This is a genomic window from Pseudomonas sp. S2_A10 (assembly GCF_054668465.1).
The window spans coordinates 1029988-1047446 of record NZ_CP162773.1; the positions used below are offsets into that span (position 1 = coordinate 1029988).

The 17459-nt window shown below is 59.3% G+C and carries 20 protein-coding genes; 5 read left to right on the forward strand and 15 right to left on the reverse strand.

Annotated features, from left to right (window positions below):
* Positions 1-41: 41 nt before the first annotated feature.
* From fkpB to murJ, 5 genes are all read right to left on the reverse strand, one after another.
* On the reverse strand, positions 42-494 hold the full coding sequence (fkpB, locus tag AB4N41_RS04735) for an FKBP-type peptidyl-prolyl cis-trans isomerase (protein ID WP_056790492.1): 453 nt from the start codon (positions 492-494) through the stop codon (positions 42-44).
* The gene (lspA, locus tag AB4N41_RS04740) at positions 487-999 is read right to left on the reverse strand and encodes a signal peptidase II (protein ID WP_095181846.1); all 513 of its coding nucleotides are present in this window, start codon (positions 997-999) and stop codon (positions 487-489) included. Before lspA ends, fkpB begins: the two co-directional genes overlap by 8 nt.
* On the reverse strand, positions 992-3823 hold the full coding sequence (gene ileS, locus AB4N41_RS04745) for an isoleucine--tRNA ligase (RefSeq protein ID WP_041477795.1): 2832 nt from the start codon (positions 3821-3823) through the stop codon (positions 992-994). Before ileS ends, lspA begins: the two co-directional genes overlap by 8 nt.
* A gap of 13 nt (positions 3824-3836) precedes the next feature.
* The gene (ribF, locus tag AB4N41_RS04750) at positions 3837-4775 is read right to left on the reverse strand and encodes a bifunctional riboflavin kinase/FAD synthetase (protein WP_016773125.1); all 939 of its coding nucleotides are present in this window, start codon (positions 4773-4775) and stop codon (positions 3837-3839) included.
* A gap of 129 nt (positions 4776-4904) precedes the next feature.
* Positions 4905-6443: a murein biosynthesis integral membrane protein MurJ gene (gene murJ / locus AB4N41_RS04755; protein ID WP_095181848.1), complete on the reverse strand. Its 1539-nt coding sequence runs from the start codon at positions 6441-6443 to the stop codon at positions 4905-4907.
* Between the two features lie 252 nt (positions 6444-6695).
* On the opposite strand from murJ, the gene rpsT reads away from it, so the two are divergent.
* Positions 6696-6968, forward strand: coding sequence for a 30S ribosomal protein S20 (gene rpsT, locus AB4N41_RS04760; RefSeq protein ID WP_003228351.1), 273 nt, complete (start codon positions 6696-6698; stop codon positions 6966-6968).
* A 185-nt stretch (positions 6969-7153) separates the two neighbouring features.
* Here rpsT and AB4N41_RS04765 read toward each other — a convergent pair whose 3' ends face one another.
* The 5 genes from AB4N41_RS04765 to rplU all read right to left on the reverse strand — a co-directional run bounded on the left by AB4N41_RS04765 (position 7154) and on the right by rplU (position 10909).
* Positions 7154-7621, reverse strand: a complete 468-nt coding sequence (locus AB4N41_RS04765; protein ID WP_041477794.1) for a CreA family protein — start codon at positions 7619-7621, stop codon at positions 7154-7156.
* Positions 7622-7631: 10 nt separating this feature from the next.
* Positions 7632-8750, reverse strand: a complete 1119-nt coding sequence (proB, locus tag AB4N41_RS04770) for a glutamate 5-kinase (protein WP_039761700.1) — start codon at positions 8748-8750, stop codon at positions 7632-7634.
* A gap of 137 nt (positions 8751-8887) precedes the next feature.
* On the reverse strand, positions 8888-10111 hold the full coding sequence (gene cgtA, locus AB4N41_RS04775) for an Obg family GTPase CgtA (protein WP_016773122.1): 1224 nt from the start codon (positions 10109-10111) through the stop codon (positions 8888-8890).
* 193 nt (positions 10112-10304) lie between these two features.
* Positions 10305-10562, reverse strand: coding sequence for a 50S ribosomal protein L27 (gene rpmA / locus AB4N41_RS04780; protein ID WP_016773121.1), 258 nt, complete (start codon positions 10560-10562; stop codon positions 10305-10307).
* A gap of 35 nt (positions 10563-10597) precedes the next feature.
* Positions 10598-10909, reverse strand: coding sequence for a 50S ribosomal protein L21 (gene rplU, locus AB4N41_RS04785; RefSeq protein ID WP_007924746.1), 312 nt, complete (start codon positions 10907-10909; stop codon positions 10598-10600).
* A gap of 241 nt (positions 10910-11150) precedes the next feature.
* On the opposite strand from rplU, the gene AB4N41_RS04790 reads away from it, so the two are divergent.
* The gene (locus AB4N41_RS04790) at positions 11151-12119 is read left to right on the forward strand and encodes a polyprenyl synthetase family protein (RefSeq protein ID WP_016773120.1); all 969 of its coding nucleotides are present in this window, start codon (positions 11151-11153) and stop codon (positions 12117-12119) included.
* 181 nt (positions 12120-12300) lie between these two features.
* A complete protein-coding gene (locus AB4N41_RS04795) occupies positions 12301-12642 on the forward strand; it encodes a zinc ribbon domain-containing protein YjdM (protein WP_016773119.1) in 342 nt (113 codons plus the stop codon).
* 8 nt (positions 12643-12650) lie between these two features.
* Here the strand turns inward: AB4N41_RS04795 and AB4N41_RS04800 are convergent, their stop codons facing one another.
* Entirely contained in the window at positions 12651-12848 is a 198-nt protein-coding gene (locus AB4N41_RS04800; RefSeq protein WP_252876924.1) for a hypothetical protein, read from the reverse strand.
* On the opposite strand from AB4N41_RS04800, the gene AB4N41_RS04805 reads away from it, so the two are divergent.
* On the forward strand, positions 12847-13104 hold the full coding sequence (locus tag AB4N41_RS04805) for a PA4570 family protein (RefSeq protein ID WP_016773118.1): 258 nt from the start codon (positions 12847-12849) through the stop codon (positions 13102-13104). The genes AB4N41_RS04800 and AB4N41_RS04805 overlap by 2 nt on opposite strands.
* Before the next feature lie 139 nt (positions 13105-13243).
* Here AB4N41_RS04805 and AB4N41_RS04810 read toward each other — a convergent pair whose 3' ends face one another.
* The 3 genes from AB4N41_RS04810 to AB4N41_RS04820 all read right to left on the reverse strand — a co-directional run bounded on the left by AB4N41_RS04810 (position 13244) and on the right by AB4N41_RS04820 (position 14906).
* Positions 13244-13861: an FKBP-type peptidyl-prolyl cis-trans isomerase gene (locus AB4N41_RS04810; RefSeq protein ID WP_039761705.1), complete on the reverse strand. Its 618-nt coding sequence runs from the start codon at positions 13859-13861 to the stop codon at positions 13244-13246.
* A gap of 120 nt (positions 13862-13981) precedes the next feature.
* On the reverse strand, positions 13982-14287 hold the full coding sequence (locus AB4N41_RS04815) for a DUF6482 family protein (RefSeq protein ID WP_150638478.1): 306 nt from the start codon (positions 14285-14287) through the stop codon (positions 13982-13984).
* Between the two features lie 130 nt (positions 14288-14417).
* Positions 14418-14906: a TIGR00645 family protein gene (locus AB4N41_RS04820; RefSeq protein WP_016773116.1), complete on the reverse strand. Its 489-nt coding sequence runs from the start codon at positions 14904-14906 to the stop codon at positions 14418-14420.
* Between the two features lie 160 nt (positions 14907-15066).
* Here AB4N41_RS04820 and AB4N41_RS04825 point away from each other — a divergent pair, with 160 nt between their 5' ends.
* The gene (locus AB4N41_RS04825; RefSeq protein WP_252876926.1) at positions 15067-16896 is read left to right on the forward strand and encodes a hypothetical protein; all 1830 of its coding nucleotides are present in this window, start codon (positions 15067-15069) and stop codon (positions 16894-16896) included.
* On the opposite strand, the gene AB4N41_RS04830 is transcribed toward AB4N41_RS04825, so the two are convergent.
* Positions 16893-17213, reverse strand: coding sequence for a PA4575 family protein (locus AB4N41_RS04830; RefSeq protein ID WP_016773114.1), 321 nt, complete (start codon positions 17211-17213; stop codon positions 16893-16895). The two genes, AB4N41_RS04825 and AB4N41_RS04830, sit on opposite strands and share 4 nt — an antisense overlap.
* Positions 17214-17459: the final 246 nt, after the last annotated feature.

Below are 17459 nucleotides of genomic sequence, written 5' to 3' on the forward strand. Positions count from 1 at the left end.
GGGGATGAATCCCCTCGCCACAGAAGCTCACTCCTGCATTTTTAGATCGCTTTGACGGAAATGATTTCCACGTCAAAGGTCAGCGTCTTGCCCGCCAGCGGGTGGTTGAAGTCGACGGTCACTTGCGTGTCATCGAATTCCTTCACCACTCCTGGCAATTCAGTATTGGCCGCATCGTTGAAGATCACCAGCAGACCCGGCGACAACTCCATGTCGTTGAACTGCGAACGCGGGATGGTCTGCACGTTCTGCGGGTTTGGCTGTCCGAAAGCGTTTTCCGGCTCAACGGTCACTGTGCGCCTGTCGCCGGCCTTGAAGCCAAACAGTGCGGCTTCGAAACCCGGCAGCAGGTTGCCATCGCCGACCTTGAAGGTCGCCGGGGCCTTGTCGAAGGTACTGTCGACGGTGTCACCGTTTTCCAGGCGCAAGGCAAAGTGCAGGGTGACTTCGGTGTTCTGGCCGATGCGTTGCTCAGTCGATTGCGGTTCAGTCATGAGCAGCCTCTTCGGTTTTCTTCGATTTGAACATGTCCAGTGCCAGCATGATCGCGCCAACGGTGATCGCGCTGTCGGCAATGTTGAACGCCGGGAAATACCAGCGGTTCTGCCAGTGCACCAGAATGAAGTCGATCACATGGCCCAGGGCAATGCGGTCATACAGGTTGCCCAGCGCGCCACCCAGCACCAGTGCCAGGGCGACGGCCAGCCAGGTTTCGTTGCGACCCAAACGCTTGAGCCAGACCACCAGTACCGCACTGACGACAATGGCGATCAGCGCAAACAGCCAGCGCTGCCAGCCGGAGCTGTCGGCGAGGAAGCTGAACGCAGCGCCAGTGTTGTAGGCCAGCGTCCAGCTGAACAGATCGGGAATGATCACGATCTGTTGGAACATTTCGAGCTTGCTTTCGAAGTAGAACTTGCTGGCCTGGTCAATGACCAGGACCAGCAGGCTCAACCACAGCCAGCTCAGCCGTCCGAAACGGCCAATGGCATCAGGCATAGTGACGAACCTCGCCAGCACCGCTGATGTTGTCGACGCAACGACCGCAGATTTCCGGATGCTCCGGGTTCACGCCGACGTCTTCGCGGCAATGCCAGCACCGCGCGCATTTCGGGAACGCCGATTTGACGATCTTCAGTTTCAGACCGCTGACTTCGGTGGCCACTGCATCGGCCGGAGCCTGCACGAATGGTGCAACGCTGGCAGTCGAGGTGATCAGGACAAAGCGCAGCTCGTTGCTCAGCTTGGCCAGGTCGGCGCTCAGCGCCTCTTCGGCAAACAGCGTCACTTCGGCCTGCAGGTTGCCACCGACGGCTTTCGCCGCACGCTGGATTTCCATCTCTTTGTTGACCGCGACTTTCACTTCCATGATGCGATCCCAGTAGGCGCGACCCAGCTCGAAGCCTTCCGGCAGCTCGGTCAGGCCTTCGTACCAGGTGTTGAGCATGACCGACTCGTTACGCTCGCCCGGCAGGTATTGCCACAGCTCGTCGGCAGTGAAGGCGAGGATCGGCGCGATCCAGCGCACCAGCGCCTCGGAGATGTGGAACAGCGCGGTCTGGCACGAGCGCCGGGCCTTGCTGTCGGCACCGGTGGTGTACTGGCGGTCCTTGATGATGTCGAGGTAGAAACCACCCAGCTCCTGCACGCAGAAGTTGTGGATCTTCGAGTACACGTTCCAGAAACGGTATTCGCCGTAGTGCTCTTGCAACTCGCGTTGCAGCAGCAGCGTGCGATCCACCGCCCAGCGATCCAGCGCCAGCATGTCTTCAGCCGGCAGCAGGTCGGTGGCCGGATTGAAACCGGTCAGGTTGGAAAGCAGGAAGCGCGCGGTGTTACGGATACGACGATAGGCATCGGCGCTGCGGGTCAGGATCTGATCCGACACAGCGATTTCGCCAGAGTAGTCGGTCGACGCGACCCAAAGACGCATGATGTCGGCGCCCAGCGTATCGTTGATCTTCTTCGGCTCAATCACGTTTTTCAGCGACTTGGACATCTTGCGGCCGGACTCGTCCACGGTGAAGCCGTGCGTCAGCAGCTCGCGATAAGGCGCGTGGTTGTCGATGGCGCAACCGGTGAGCAAGGACGAGTGGAACCAGCCACGGTGCTGGTCGGAACCTTCCAGGTAGAGGTCGGCACGCGGGCCGCTCTCGTGGCCCATCGGGTGCGAACCGCGCAGGACGTGCCAGTGCGTGGTGCCGGAGTCGAACCAGACGTCAAGGGTGTCGCTGATCTTGTCGTATTGCGGCGCTTCATCGCCCAGCAGTTCGGCGGCGTCGAGTTTGAACCAGGCTTCGATGCCTTCGACTTCAACGCGTTTGGCGACTTCTTCCATCAGCTCGACGGTACGCGGGTGCAGCTCGCCGCTTTCCTTGTTGAGGAAGAACGGGATCGGCACGCCCCAGTTGCGCTGACGCGAGATGCACCAGTCCGGACGATTGGCGATCATCGAGTGCAGGCGCGCCTGGCCCCAGGCCGGAACGAACTTGGTGTCTTCGATGGCTTTGAGCGAGCGCACGCGCAGGGTGTCGCCGCTGGTTGGCTCCTTGTCCATGCCGATGAACCACTGCGCAGTAGCGCGGTAGATCAGCGGGGTCTTGTGGCGCCAGCAGTGCATGTAGCTGTGTTCGATGACGGTGGTGTGCATCAGCGCACCGACTTCGGTCAGTTTTTCGACGATGGCCGGGTTGGCCTTCCAGATGAACTGGCCGCCGAAGAATTCCAGCGACGGCACGTACACGCCGTTGCTCTGTACCGGGTTGAGGATATCGTCGTTGACCATGCCGTATTTCTTGCAGGTCACGAAGTCGTCCACGCCATAGGCCGGGGCGGAGTGAACCACGCCGGTGCCTGCGCCCAGTTCGACGTAGTCAGCCAGGTACACCGGCGACAGACGATCATAGAACGGGTGACGGAAGTTGATCAGCTCCAGCTCTTTACCGGTGGTGGTGGCGACGACCGAACCTTGCACGCCATAGCGCGCCAGACAGGCTTCGACCAGCTCTTCAGCCAGCACCAGCAGCTTGTCGCCGATATCGACCAGGGCGTAGTTGAATTCCGGGTGCACGTTCAGCGCCTGGTTGGCCGGGATGGTCCACGGGGTGGTGGTCCAGATCACGATCGCAGCAGGTTTGCTCAGCGACGCCAGACCGAAGGCCGCAGCCAGTTTGGCTTCGTCGGCGATCGGGAACGCAACGTCGATGGTCGAGGACTTCTTGTTCTCGTACTCGACTTCCGCTTCAGCCAGAGCCGAACCGCAATCGAAGCACCAGTTCACCGGCTTGAGGCCCTTGAAGACAAAACCACCCTTGACGATTTCGGCGAGGGCGCGGATTTCACCGGCCTCGTTCTTGAAATCCATGGTCTTGTACGGATTGGCGAAGTCGCCCAGCACGCCGAGACGGATGAACTCGGACTTCTGCCCTTCGATCTGCTCGGTGGCGTAGGCACGGCACAGCTCGCGGGTCTTATCCGCGCCGAGGTTCTTGCCGTGGGTCACTTCCACCTTGTGCTCGATCGGCAGGCCGTGGCAGTCCCAGCCCGGGACATACGGCGCGTCGAAACCCGACAGGGTTTTCGAGCGGATGATCATGTCCTTGAGAATCTTGTTCAGTGCGTGACCGATGTGGATCGTGCCGTTGGCGTACGGAGGGCCGTCGTGCAGGACGAACTTCGGACGATCCTTGCCAATCTCGCGCAACTTTCCGTACAGGCCAATACTGTCCCAGCGCTGCAGGATCTGCGGTTCGCGCTGTGGCAGGCCGGCCTTCATTGGGAAGGCGGTGTCCGGAAGGTTTAGCGTGGCTTTATAGTCGGTCATTTAAGGCTCTTCATTAGCGATGGGCGCTAGGTGCGGCTAGTGCACGGGCGGTGGCGACATCCGCATTGATCGCCGTTTTCAATGCCTCCAGAGAGGCGAAGCGCTGCTCTTCACGCAGCTTTTGGTGGAAAACCACCGTCAAACGCCGGTCATACAGATCGCCGGCAAAATCTAACAGATGGACCTCGAGGTGGGCTTTGCCATCTCCTTGCACCGTGGGGCGCACGCCGATATTGGCGACGCCGGGCCAGGTCTTGCCGTCGATGTCGACATTCACCAGATACACCCCGGTAAACGGCACGCGACGACGCTTGAGTTGAATGTTGGCAGTGGGCGTGCCCAGTTGCCGGGCCAGTTTCTGCCCATGCAGCACGCGACCGGCGATGCGGTACGGACGGCCGAGCAAGCGTTCGGCCAAGGCAAAATCGGCCGCAGCCAAGGCGTTGCGCACCTGCGTGCTGCTGACGCGAATGCCGTCCAGCTCGACGGTTTGCGCCGCTTCGACGGTGAAACCGTGAACCTGCCCGGCCTGCATCAGAAAATCGAAATCGCCGAGGCGGTCGCAACCGAAACGGAAATCATCACCGACCTCCAGATGCTGCACGCCAAGGCCATCGACCAGAATGGTATCGACGAACTCACTGGCGCTGAGCTTGCTCAGCCGTTGGTTGAAAGCCAGGCACAAGACCCGGTCGACGCCTTCAGCGGCCAGTAACTGCAGCTTGTCGCGCAACCGCGCCAGACGTGCCGGTGCGGTGTCGGGAGCAAAGAACTCCCGCGGCTGCGGCTCGAAAATCACCACGCAGCTGGGTACGCCCAACTCGAGCGCACGCTCACGCAGCCGGGCCAGGATAGCCTGGTGACCACGGTGAACACCGTCAAAGTTGCCAATAGTGGCGACGCAGCCCCGATGCTGGGGGCGCAAGTTGTGGAGGCCTCGAACCAGCTGCATAACGCGCTTCTTGCTCATAAAGTGGTCGATTATAACCACACCCGACGGCCGACGACAGGCAACACCGTAACGCAAAGTGAACGAGCCGACAAAACCGCCGGCCCATGCCTGCTCATGAAGGCTGAAACCTCAGCTCAAGGCCTTGCGATTGAAGTCTCGCAGGCGGAAACCCAGCAACAGCAACATACCGAAATACGCCACCACGCCAGCAACTACCAGCGCACCCAGGCGCAAGAAGCGCTCAAACATATGGCCCTCATCCCAGGCGGGCATGAAATGCATGCCGGCCAGCAACACCGCCGACATCACGGTCACCGCAACGACCAGCTTGAAGCCGAATTTGCCCCAGCCCGGTTGCGGTTGATACATCTTTTGCTTGCGCAGTTGATAGAACAGCAGCCCGGCGTTCAGGCAAGCACCGGCACTGATCGCCAAGGCAAGGCCGGCGTGGGCTAGTGGGCCGATCAACGCCAGGTTGAACAACTGCGTGCAGACCAGCGTGAAAATTGCGATTTTCACCGGGGTGCGAATGTTCTGTTGCGCATAAAAGCCCGGCGCCAGCACTTTGATCACGATAATCCCGAGCAGGCCGACCGAATAGGCAATCAGCGCGCGTTGGGTCATCTCGGCATCAAAGCCACTGAACTGACCGTACTGGAACAACGAAACAGTCAGCGGCTCGGCAAGAATCCCCAGTGCCAGCGCGCACGGCAACACCAGCACAAAGCACAGGCGCAGCCCCCAATCGAGGATCCGCGAGTATTCGTGGCGATCCTTGCTGGCGTAGGTCTTGGCCAGCGTTGGCAGAAGAATCGTGCCGAGCGCCACGCCCAATACGCCCGACGGCAATTCCATCAAGCGGTCGGCGTAATACATCCACGACACCGAACCTGCGACCAGAAACGAGGCGAAGATGGTGTTGATGATCAGCGAAATCTGACTGACCGACACGCCGAGAATCGCCGGCAGCATCTGCTTCATCACCCGCCACACGCCGCTGTCGCGCAGGTTCAGGCGTGGTAGCACGAGCATGCCGATCTTTTTCAGGTGCGGCAGCTGATACAGCAACTGCGCCAGACCACCTACCAGCACCGCCCAGCCAAGAGCCATGACCGGCGGATCGAAATACGGCGTGAGGAACAGCGAAAACACGATCATGCTGACGTTGAGCAGAGTCGGTACGAAGGCCGGCACCGAGAAGCGGTTCCAGGTATTCAGAATCGCGCCGGCCAGCGACGACAGCGAGATCAGCAATATATAAGGAAAGGTCACCCGCAACAGATCGGAGGTGAGCTGGAATTTTTCCGGGGTATCGGTAAAACCGGGCGCCGTGGCCCAGATCACCCAGGGGGCGGCGATCATGCCCAGTGCAGTCACAACCGCCAACACCAGCGTCAACAGGCCCGATACATAGGCAATGAAGGTGCGCGTCGCCTCTTCGCCCTGCTGGCTTTTATATTCGGCCAGGATCGGCACGAACGCCTGGGAGAAAGCCCCTTCGGCAAAGATGCGCCGCAGCAGGTTGGGCAGTTTGAAAGCAATAAAGAAGGCATCCGTGGCCATCCCGGCGCCGAATGTTCGCGCGATCAGCGTGTCACGAACAAAACCCAGAATCCGGGAAAGCATCGTGATAGAGCTGACGGCGGCCAACGATTTGAGCAGATTCATTGAGAGAGTTTGTGCCTGTCGATAAACAGCAGGCGAACAATGCGCCTACTTGTGCGATACTCCGCGCCGCAACAGCACAGAGCCAAAGCTCGCGAGTTTACAGGTCAAGCGCCGGAAATAAATATCCCGCCTCTTTATACCTACCACTTAGCGGAACGATTCAAGTGCCCTTGACAAGACAAGTCTTCATCGGCATGATTCGCGGCCTATTTTGTTTGCTATTTCCTAAAAAGTCTTTCGAGGAGCTCGACGGTGGCCAACTCACCTTCCGCCAAAAAACGTGCAAAACAGGCTGAGAAGCGTCGCAGCCACAACGCCAGCCTGCGTTCCATGGTTCGTACCTACATCAAGAATGTAGTTAAGGCCATCGACGCAAAAGACGCTGAAAAAGCTCAAGCTGCATACGTTCTGGCTGTGCCAGTTATCGACCGTATGGCCGATAAAGGCATCATCCACAAGAACAAGGCTGCTCGTCATAAGAGCCGTCTGAATGGCCACGTCAAAGCGCTGAAAGAAGCCGCTTAATCGACGTAGTCATTAAAAAACCGACCTCAGGGTCGGTTTTTTATTGCCTGTGATTTAACAAGCTACAGGCAAAAAAACTGTGGGAGCGAGCCCGCTTGCGAATGCGATCTGCCAGTTGATATTTCTATCGACCGACATGACCTCTTCGCGAGCAGGCTCGCCCCCACAGTTCGGATTGGTGGCGCTTATTGCTGGACCGGCACCCACGGCAGGATCGGGATCGCCGTCACGGCATTCTGCGGACTACCCTCGATCAAGCGATCGCTGTAGACCAGATACACCAGCGTGTTGCGCTTCTTGTCGAGGAAACGCACCACTTGCATGGTCTTGAACACCAGCGAGGTGCGCTCCTTGAACACCTCGTCGCCGTCCTTCAACTCACCCTTGAATTTGATCGGCCCGACCTGACGGCATGCGATCGAGGCCTCTGCGCGATCCTCGGCCAGACCAAGACCACCCTTCACTCCGCCCGTCTTGGCGCGCGACAGGTAGCAGGTCACACCTTCGACTTTCGGATCGTCGAACGCTTCGACCACAATCCGGTCATTCGGCCCGACAAACTTGAACACCGTCGACACCTGACCGATTTCCTCGGCCGAGACCAGCAATGGCATGGCCATCAGCAGACCCAACAATCCTTTCGCTACACGCATCGAATTTTCCTTAAACCAGAATCAGGTTGTCACGGTGAACCAGTTCCGGCTCCGCCATGTAACCGAGCAAACCGACAATCGCATCCGACGACTGACCGATGATTTTTTGCGCTTCCAGGGCGCTGTAATTGGCCAGCCCCCGAGCGATCTCCCGACCGTCCGGCGCCACACAGACGACCATCTCACCGCGACGGAAACTGCCTTGAACCAGTTTCACACCCACCGGCAGCAGGCTTTTGTTGCCCTTGGACAACGCCGACACCGCCCCCTCATCCAGCACCAGAGTGCCACGGGTTTGCAGATGACCGGCCAGCCACTGCTTGCGCGCCGCGAGCATGCCACGCTCCGGCGATAGCAGCGTGCCAATGCGCTCGCCCGCCTTCAGGCGATCGAGCACACGCTCAAGGCGCCCGCCGACGATGATGGTGTGCGCACCGGAACGCGCTGCCAGGCGTGCCGCACGCAACTTGGTCTGCATGCCGCCGCGCCCCAGCGCACCGCCGGTACCACCTGCAACCGCATCGAGCGTCGGATCATCGGCGCGCGCTTCATAAATCAGCTGCGCATCGGGATTGTTGCGCGGATCGGCGTCGAACATGCCGTCGCGATCAGTGAGGATCACCAGCAGATCGGCCTCGACCAGATTGGCCACCAGCGCCGCCAGCGTGTCGTTGTCGCCGAAACGGATTTCATCGGTGACCACAGTGTCGTTTTCGTTGATCACCGGAATGACTTTCAGCTCGACCAGTGCACGCAAGGTGCTTCGGGCATTGAGGTAGCGCTTGCGGTCGGACAGGTCGTCGTGGGTCAGGAGAATCTGCGCAGTGTGCCGGCCATGCTCGGCGAAGCTCGACTCCCACGCCTGCACCAACCCCATCTGACCGATTGCAGCGGCCGCCTGGAGCTCGTGCATGGCACTGGGTCGTGCGGTCCAGCCCAAGCGACTCATGCCGGCCGCCACCGCCCCGGAGGACACCAGCACCAACTCGACGCCCGCCTCATGCAGCGCCACCATCTGCTCGACCCAGACACTCATTGCCGCGCGATCCAGCCCTTTGCCGTCAGCTGTCAGCAAAGCGCTGCCGATCTTCACGACCCAACGCTGCGCACCTGTCACCTTGCTCCGCATCATCTTCAACCTTAGCTTGAGGGCAGCGCGACCTGGCACTGCCCGTGACGTTAATCGTGGCGATTGCTGACCAACGATCGATTTCCGGATACTAAAACGCCGCTCGATTGAGCGGCGTTCAAGTTTATCGCAACGGATCAGTCACGCACGTAAATGATTTCCGGACCGTCTTCGTCATCCACATCTTCTTCGTCCCAGTCATCGTCGCCGATGTCATGGACCGACTTCACGCCACTGCGACGCAGGGCACGCTTGTCGTCCAGCGCCTGCAACTGCGCACGGGCTTCGTCTTCGATGCGCTGATCGAGATCGGCCAGCTCTTCCTTGTACGCAGGGTCTGCGGCGAGGCGATCGGCACGGTCTTCCATGTAACGCATGATGTCGTGGCACAGACGCTCGGTACCGATCTTGGCGATGGCCGAGATCACGTACACCGGACCAGTCCATTCCAGGCGATCGACGATTTCCTTGACGCGAGCATCGTGCTCTTCTTCAAGGATCTGATCGCACTTGTTCAGCACCAGCCAGCGATCACGCTCGGCCAGCGACGGGCTGAACTTGATCAGCTCGTTGACGATCACTTCAGCTGCGTCCGGAGCACTGGAATCATCCAGCGGCGCCATGTCGACGAGGTGCAGCAGCAGACGCGTACGCGCCAGGTGCTTGAGGAAGCGAATACCCAGGCCGGCACCGTCGGAAGCGCCTTCGATCAAGCCCGGAATGTCGGCAATGACGAAGCTTTTCCAGCGATCGACACTGACCACACCCAGGTTCGGCACCAGTGTGGTGAACGGGTAGTCGGCGACTTTCGGCTTGGCGGCCGAGACCGAACGGATAAAGGTACTTTTACCGGCGTTCGGCAAGCCCAGCAGACCGACGTCGGCCAGCACTTTCATTTCCAGCTTCAGGTCGCGCTGCTCGCCCGGCTTGCCTGGCGTGGTCTGACGCGGCGCACGGTTGGTACTGGATTTGAAACGGGTGTTACCCAGACCGTGCCAGCCGCCCTGGACCACCATCAGTTTCTGACCAGCCTTGGTCAGGTCGCCGATGACTTCCTGGGTGGCGGAGTCGATCACGGTAGTGCCGACCGGCACGCGCAGGATCAGGTCTTCGCCCTTCTTGCCGGTGCAGTCGGTGCTGCCACCGTTGGAGCCACGCTCGGCATCGAAGTGACGGGTGTAACGGTAGTCGACCAGGGTATTGAGGTTTTCGTCGGCCATCATGTAGATGGAACCGCCGTCACCGCCATCACCGCCGTTCGGGCCGCCGTTTTCAATGAATTTTTCCCGGCGGAAACTCATGGCACCGTTGCCACCGTCACCGGCCTTTACGCGAATCGATACTTCATCAACAAACTTCATAACCAACGCCTCTCGCCGTACGGACGAGCCGAAAAACAATCAAGACATAAGACTCTTGCAAAAATGAGCGCAGCGACCCCAAGACACGACCTGCATCGCACGCCGACAGCCCATACAAACAGCTTTGCAAGAGACTCACCCCACAAACGAAAAAGCCCCGTCGCAAGACAGGGCTTCTCCAGCGATCTCGCGATTAAGCCGCGATTACGCTCACGTAACGACGACCGAAGGCGCCCTTTACTTCGAACTTGATCACGCCTTCGATTTTAGCGAAGAGAGTGTGATCCTTGCCCATGCCAACGCCGTAGCCAGCGTGGAATTGGGTGCCGCGCTGACGCACGATGATGTTGCCGGCCTTGATGACCTGGCCGCCATACATCTTCACGCCAAGGCGTTTGGCTTCTGAGTCGCGACCGTTACGGGTACTACCACCAGCTTTTTTGTGTGCCATGAGTTCAATTCTCCTAGTGAGGAATTAGGCTGTAATTAAGCCTGAATACCGGTGATTTTGATCTCGGTGAACCACTGGCGGTGGCCCATACGCTTCATGTGGTGCTTACGGCGACGGAACTTGATGATGCGGACTTTATCGTGACGACCTTGGGAGATCACTTCAGCCTTGACGGTTGCGCCAGCAACAACTGGTGCGCCGATGTTCACGTCGTCGCCATTGGCGACCAGCAGAACGCGATCAAAAGTCACGGATTCGCCAGTAGCGATTTCCAGTTTTTCGATCTTCAGGTATTCACCTTCAGCGACCTTGTATTGCTTACCGCCGGTAACGATTACTGCGTACATGGTATTTCTCCGATAATCCTGCTCACCCAGCTCTTTATAAGAAGAGGTATTGGCTGGCATGGCTGCATGGGGCTGGAACGGCCCAAGTGCAATTGCGTAAGGCAGGTGCTGCCCAGGAAGTTCAGGGTGCGCGATTGTACGCAAGCAATCTGCCTCGCGCAAGTGGCCGTCCATCGCGCCTTGACAGGTCTGGACGGGGGTCCTAGCATGCCGCGCAACCCTTCTGGAGCGACTCTCGCTGATGCAACCCCAAGCTTTCTACCGCGCGGTGGCGGACGATTTTAGCGCCGTCGACGGCATCATCAAGAAGCAGCTGACGTCTCGAGTGCCGCTGGTATCGAAAATCGGCGATTACATCACGTCGGCCGGCGGCAAACGCCTGCGTCCTTTATTAGTGTTGCTGTGTGGCAAGGCCCTGGGTCGCGAAGGCGACGACATGCGCCTGCTGGCCGCCACCATCGAATTCCTGCACACCGCGACCCTGCTGCATGACGACGTCGTCGACATGTCCGGCATGCGCCGTGGCCGCTCGACCGCCAACGCCATGTGGGGCAATGCCCCGAGCGTGCTGGTCGGCGACTTCCTGTATTCGCGCTCGTTCGAAATGATGGTCGAACTGGGCTCGATGCCGGTGATGAAGATTCTCTCCCAGGCCACGCGCATCATCGCTGAAGGCGAAGTGTTGCAGCTGTCCAAGGTGCGTGACGCCAGCACCAGCGAAGAAACCTACATGGAAGTCATCCGCGGCAAGACCGCGATGCTCTTCGAAGCCTCGACCCACAGCGCCGCCGCCCTGGCTGGCGCGACCGCCGAGCAGAGTGAAGCCCTGCGCACGTTCGGCGATCACCTGGGTGTGGCGTTCCAGCTGGTTGATGACTTGCTCGACTATAAAGGCGACGCGGAAACCCTGGGCAAGAACGTCGGCGACGATCTGGCCGAAGGCAAGCCAACCCTGCCGCTGATCTACACCATGCGCGAAGGTACGGCCGAACAGGCGGCACTGGTGCGTCAGGCGATCCAGAAAGGCGGGATCGAAGACCTGGAAAGCATCCGCATCGCCGTCGAAGCGTCCGGCTCGCTGGAGTACACCGCGCAACTGGCCCGCGATTACGTGGCCCGCGCGATCAAGTGCCTGGAGGCGCTGCCGGCCAGCGAATACCGCGATGCGCTGGTGGAACTGAGCGAGTTCGCGGTCGCCCGCACGCACTGATTCATCCCCTGTGGGAGCGAGCCTGCTCGCGAAAGCAATCTGCCAATCGACTCAATGTTGACTGACACAGCGCTTTCGCGAGCAGGCTCGCTCCCACAGTTGTTTCTGCGCTATGCCCTCCTCCGCGTAAAACCCTATACAATGTGCGCCCTTTAGCCCTCCTGATACCCAAGGAACCTTAGTGAGCACGTTGCCACCCTGCCCGAAATGCAATTCCGAATACACCTACGAAGACGGCACCCAACTGGTCTGCCCCGAGTGCGCCCACGAGTGGTCTGCCAGCGGCGAAGCCGAAGTGGCGGCCGATGATGCCGTGAAGAAAGATTCGGTCGGCAACGTCCTGCAGGACGGCGACACCATCACCGTGATCAAGGACCTCAAGGTCAAAGGCACGTCGCTGGTGGTCAAGGTCGGCACCAAGGTCAAGAACATCCGCCTGTGCGATGGCGATCACGACATCGACTGCAAGATCGACGGCATCGGCCCGATGAAGCTCAAATCCGAGTTCGTCAGAAAAGTCTGAGCCTTGCGTCATCCATCCTGCGCCAGCCGTGGGATGGAGCTTTGCCCTCCCCGCTTCAGCTCAATAAATCCGCGCATGGCCATCAGCCAGCCATTTTGACCTGACACAATCTTTACCCGGAAAAATCCACGATCCGCCAATAGGCACTTGCTATTTGATGAATAAGAATTATTCTCATTGAAACCTTTCAAGGAGATGAGACCCATGACTTATTTGATCGACGCCTGGCTGGATCGCCCACACCCGTACCTCAGAATCCTCCATCGGGAAACCGGCGAAGTCTGTGCGGTGCTTGAAGAAGAAGCCTTGCATGAGCTGCAGGATCAAGGTGATCTGGACGTCAGCAGCCTCAACTCCAGCGAGCCGCTGGTGCTCAAGGAGCTGGTGCGCAATCTGTTCCTGTTCTGCTATGCCCGGGCGTTGCGCCCGACCAATGAGCTGCACAACAAGATCGAAATATGAGCAGCATTAAAAAAACCTGTGGGAGCGAGCTTGCTCGCGAAAGCGATAAATCAGTCAACGAATGAGTCGACTGAAAAACCGCCTTCGCGAGCGAGCTCGCTCCCACATTTTTTAGCCCGCCATCAAGGCAGGCTCGGTATTACAGAACGTCCAGCAGCTCGACGTCGAATACCAGAACGCTGTGCGGCGGGATGCTGCCCACGCCTTGTGCGCCGTAAGCCAGTTCGCTCGGCACGTACAGGCGCCATTTGCTGCCGGCATTCATCAGTTGCAGGGCTTCGGTCCAGCCAGCGATCACGCCGCCAACCGGGAATTCTGCAGGCTGGCCGCGCTCGTAGGAGCTGTCGAACACAGTGCCGTCGATCAGGGTGCCGTGGTAATGCGTACGCACCTGGTCTTCACGGGTCGGCTTGGCGCCTTCACCCTGAGTCAGCACTTCGAATTGCAGGCCGGAAGCCAGGGTGGTGATGCCGTCACGCTTGGCGTTTTCGGCGAGGAAGGCCAGGCCTTCGCCAGCCGCGGCTTCAGCCTTGGCAGCTGCTTCGGCTTGCATGATCTCGCGGATCACCTTGAAGCTGGCGGACATTTCTTCCTGGCCAACACGGCTTGGCTTGCCGGCGAAAGCGTCGGTCAGACCGGCCAGGATCGCATCCAGGCTGACACCCGGTGGCGGGTTGTCGCGCAGCTGGTCGCCGAGTTGACGGCCGATACCGTAGCTGACGCGGGTTTCGTCGGTGGACAGATTTACTTCGGACATGACACTGCTCCGCTGTGCGGACGGCCACAGGACTTGCCGTGCGTGCACAGCGCGTCCCGGCGCGCCCGGAACCAAAAGGGCGAGCAGACTAGCACAGATACCCCGGACTTGGGGCCGGGGCTACAGGGCCGAACGCCAGGCGAGCGGCACCTTCAGGCTTTCATCGAGGTCACCGACCAGGCCACACATTTCGTCATGGACCGAGGTGTGCACAAGATTGAAGGGCAGTACCGGAAAGGCATGCAGCAGATCCCGCGCGTGCTCCACTGAGCGCAGCGTCAGCATGTTGCCCTTGAGATCGCTCAACGGATACGCCGCCCCATGCATCCTCGCTTCCAACAGGTAAATGCCACCCTCCATCGAGATCAGGTTCAACTCATCGACCTTCCTGGCAACAGCAAACGCGTTCAACTCTTGCAGGTTCATGGAAGCACCTCACACATGGCGAATCGCACCGTTACAGGCATAGGCCGCTGCGCTTGAAAGCACAAGCCACAAACGAAACCGCCCGTCTGTTTCGCAACAGACGGGCGGTTTTTTTGCCTTGATCGGCTGATCAGTGCTTGGTGACCTTGTCCAGGTAACCCATAGCAAACGCGGACACCACAAAAGTCATGTGAATGATCACGTACCACATCAGATGCTCAGGATCGACGTTCTTGGCATCCATGAAGATGCGCAGCAGGTGGATCGAAGAAATCGCCACGATCGACGCCGCGACTTTCATCTTCAGCGACGACGAGTCCATGGTGCCCAGCCAGCTGAGCTTCTCTTTGCCTTCGTCGATGTCCAGTTGCGAGACAAAGTTCTCGTAGCCGGAAATCATCACCATTACCAGCAGACCGCCCACCAGCGCCATGTCGATCAGCGACAGCAGCACCAGAATCAGATCCGATTCAGCCATGGCGAAGACGTTGGGCAGGATATGGATGATTTCCTGGAAGAACTTCAATGCCAGCGCCAGCAGACCGAGGGACAGGCCGATGTAGATCGGCGCCAGCAGCCAGCGGGTGGCGTACATTGCATTTTCGATAAAGCGTTCCATTGACTCTCACACAAGGGGCTGGAAATGGCGGCGAGTATAACAGCCCGCTGTGACAGCCAGAAACCGCCGGAAAATCCGCCACCTGCGTGTGTGTGACAAAGTTTTTCTGCTAGTGTCCAAAGCATTGACAGCCCAATGACAGTGGACAGGACGCGTGGAAATGGATGTGCGATCAGCCTTGACGACTGCCGGAATCTGCCTCGCCTTGCTCATCGGCGGTTGCTCGCCCGGCGATGAAAAACAAGTCGCCAACCTTGACGAAAAGACCGCCACCTTCGAACAGTCCCTGGACACGATCAGCGATCCGAAGCTCAAGGACGCCATCACCGAACTCGGCGGTTCGCTGCTGTTGCTCGAACGCGCCCGACTCAAGCTCGACGACATCACCCCGCATACCGAATACGGCGCAGACGCCCTCGCCGTGCTCAAGCACTACCTTACCCCGCAGGCGCTGGTCGATACCTTCATCAATGGCCTGTTCGTGCTGCACAAGGACGCCAGCTCGGATTACCTGACCGATCTGCAACCGGTATTCCCGTTCAACCTGAACATTCCCGGCGGTTTTCTGTTCCCGCACGGCATCGAATGGCATTCGGTCACGTTGAGCAACAAACGGGTGATCGCCTGGCAGCCGGAGTGGTCGGAGACCGACCCCGGCATTCAGCTCAGCCCGTCCAGCTCCAACGTGACCAACCCCGATGACCTGACGGTGACCTACCCGTTCATCGATGGCCTCAACGTCGACAAAAAAAGCCTGCCGCAACCGGTCAGCCTGCAAGGCCAGGTCGAGGTCATTGCGCCCCGTCGCTTGTACAGTTTCGACCTGACGCAGAAAGACGTCGGCCAGACCCGCAGCAACGACAATCTCAGCGTCAAACTGCTCAAGCTGGAAAAAAACTACGCCGAGGTCGAAGTCAGCAACAGCCTGCCGCTCGCGGCAGAAGTCGCCGAAACCCGGATCAATCCGCTGATCGTCCAGGCCCGCGACGCCAGTGGCCAATACCTGGTGCGCGCCGGTTCGATCAACGAAAGCCCGGAGCAGGTCGAGTTTTACCAGAAGCAACTGACGCAGTTACAGAAGCAGAAGAGCTGGAGCGACACCCTGGAAAAACAGCTCAGCGACGAACAGCAAGCCTTCGAGAAAGAACACCCGCGCCGCTACAACAAGGTGTATTTCCACGGCCCGATCGACACACTGGAAGTCAGCGTGCTCGACTTCTCCTCGGCAACGGTGACGCGCAAATCCCTAGATCTGCCGGTGCGCACCTTCAATCCGCACACCACGGCCAAAGCCGTGCAGCCGCTGGATCTGCCAGTTGTGGTGTATGACGATCTGGCCGCCAACTGGCTCAAAGGCGCGGACCTGACCGAGGAACAATTGAAGGCCGGCGTGCGCATTCATCAATCGGTGGAAGAGCCGAGCGCGGCGCGTATCGAGTTTTCCCACCGCCGCACCTTCAATGACGAATTGCTTGGCGACCAACTCAATCCCGGCGTCAGCCCGGTGACTTTCTTCACGGAAAAGCGCGGCGGCAAACTCGACGAGCCGATCGAACTGCCGCCCGAGGCGTATCAGGTCGATCCGCTGCAAGCGACGATTACATATGATCTGAACCTGTTTCCGGAAACCCCGGCGATTGCCGTGGGTTCGATGCCGTTGTTTCTGGCGACTGTGGTCAAGCAATCCTACGACGCGCAGTCATTGCCCAAAGGCCTGGCGATCAAGGACAACACGCTGGTGGTCGACCTGAAAACCTTCCCGGCCAACGAATGGCGTTTCTTCGTCAAGGACGACAGTGGCCACTACCTCAAGCAGATTCTTTCGGTCAGCCACGACGCCAGTGCAGAAGGCCCGGCGCTACTCGGCGTGCACTATTTTTACGGTCGCCCGACTCGCGTGGAAACCTATCAGCGCACCGACCTCGCCACCGTGCAATACGGTTTTGAGGTCAAGCTCGACAAGGCGCAGGTCGACCAGTCAGCACCTTAACCGTTGAGGCTGCGCCCACGGCCGCCGTTGATCTGCCGCAACTGCGCTTGCAGATGCAGGCTCCAGATCTGCGGATCATCGGCCAGTTCGTAACCATGCAAGGTCAGGCTTTCAACGATGGTGTCGAGAATCGACTCGGCCGCGACCGGGCCGTGAAAAGGGCCTTGGGCTTTGATCGCGGAAGGTTGTTCGCCGGCCATGCCGGCCGCGAAGAGCAGCGTCCACATGCCGTTGTCGCCGGCCAACGGCTTGACGGCGCATTCGATCCGGGTCACCAGACCCAGGCATTGACGGGTGAGACAGAGGTTGCGCGACATGGCGGCGACCCTCGGTAAAGCCGGTATTCAGCCCCCATGGGAGGACTGGCTCGATCCAGTGATACTGTCGATATCCTTGACCTGAGAATAGAAGAAAAGTGTCCCGCGCAAGCCAAATGGAACCAGAAGGCGCCGAATGGTCATTGTGTGAATATTGGCGCCAGACTCGTGACACATTCCCCGAAGATCCCCGCAGAGACCAATCTGGAAAAGCACTGTGGGAGCGAGCCTGCTCGCGAAGACGAT

What these genes read in the sequence shown, in the direction of transcription:
- AB4N41_RS04790 (WP_016773120.1), top strand. Translation starts at nt 11,151, where the DNA reads ATGCAACCCCAAGCTTTCTACCGCGCGGTGGCGGACGATTTTAGCGCC.
- fkpB (WP_056790492.1), bottom strand. Translation starts at nt 494, where the DNA reads ATGACTGAACCGCAATCGACTGAGCAACGCATCGGCCAGAACACCGAA.
- rpmA (WP_016773121.1), bottom strand. Translation starts at nt 10,562, where the DNA reads ATGGCACACAAAAAAGCTGGTGGTAGTACCCGTAACGGTCGCGACTCA.
- AB4N41_RS04820 (WP_016773116.1), bottom strand. Translation starts at nt 14,906, where the DNA reads ATGGAACGCTTTATCGAAAATGCAATGTACGCCACCCGCTGGCTGCTG.
- AB4N41_RS04810 (WP_039761705.1), bottom strand. Translation starts at nt 13,861, where the DNA reads ATGTCCGAAGTAAATCTGTCCACCGACGAAACCCGCGTCAGCTACGGT.
- rplU (WP_007924746.1), bottom strand. Translation starts at nt 10,909, where the DNA reads ATGTACGCAGTAATCGTTACCGGCGGTAAGCAATACAAGGTCGCTGAA.
- AB4N41_RS04830 (WP_016773114.1), bottom strand. Translation starts at nt 17,213, where the DNA reads ATGTCGCGCAACCTCTGTCTCACCCGTCAATGCCTGGGTCTGGTGACC.
- AB4N41_RS04800 (WP_252876924.1), bottom strand. Translation starts at nt 12,848, where the DNA reads ATGGGTCTCATCTCCTTGAAAGGTTTCAATGAGAATAATTCTTATTCA.
- AB4N41_RS04805 (WP_016773118.1), top strand. Translation starts at nt 12,847, where the DNA reads ATGACTTATTTGATCGACGCCTGGCTGGATCGCCCACACCCGTACCTC.
- cgtA (WP_016773122.1), bottom strand. Translation starts at nt 10,111, where the DNA reads ATGAAGTTTGTTGATGAAGTATCGATTCGCGTAAAGGCCGGTGACGGT.
- ribF (WP_016773125.1), bottom strand. Translation starts at nt 4,775, where the DNA reads ATGCAGCTGGTTCGAGGCCTCCACAACTTGCGCCCCCAGCATCGGGGC.
- AB4N41_RS04765 (WP_041477794.1), bottom strand. Translation starts at nt 7,621, where the DNA reads ATGCGTGTAGCGAAAGGATTGTTGGGTCTGCTGATGGCCATGCCATTG.
- AB4N41_RS04815 (WP_150638478.1), bottom strand. Translation starts at nt 14,287, where the DNA reads ATGAACCTGCAAGAGTTGAACGCGTTTGCTGTTGCCAGGAAGGTCGAT.
- ileS (WP_041477795.1), bottom strand. Translation starts at nt 3,823, where the DNA reads ATGACCGACTATAAAGCCACGCTAAACCTTCCGGACACCGCCTTCCCA.
- lspA (WP_095181846.1), bottom strand. Translation starts at nt 999, where the DNA reads ATGCCTGATGCCATTGGCCGTTTCGGACGGCTGAGCTGGCTGTGGTTG.
- murJ (WP_095181848.1), bottom strand. Translation starts at nt 6,443, where the DNA reads ATGAATCTGCTCAAATCGTTGGCCGCCGTCAGCTCTATCACGATGCTT.
- AB4N41_RS04825 (WP_252876926.1), top strand. Translation starts at nt 15,067, where the DNA reads ATGGATGTGCGATCAGCCTTGACGACTGCCGGAATCTGCCTCGCCTTG.
- proB (WP_039761700.1), bottom strand. Translation starts at nt 8,750, where the DNA reads ATGCGGAGCAAGGTGACAGGTGCGCAGCGTTGGGTCGTGAAGATCGGC.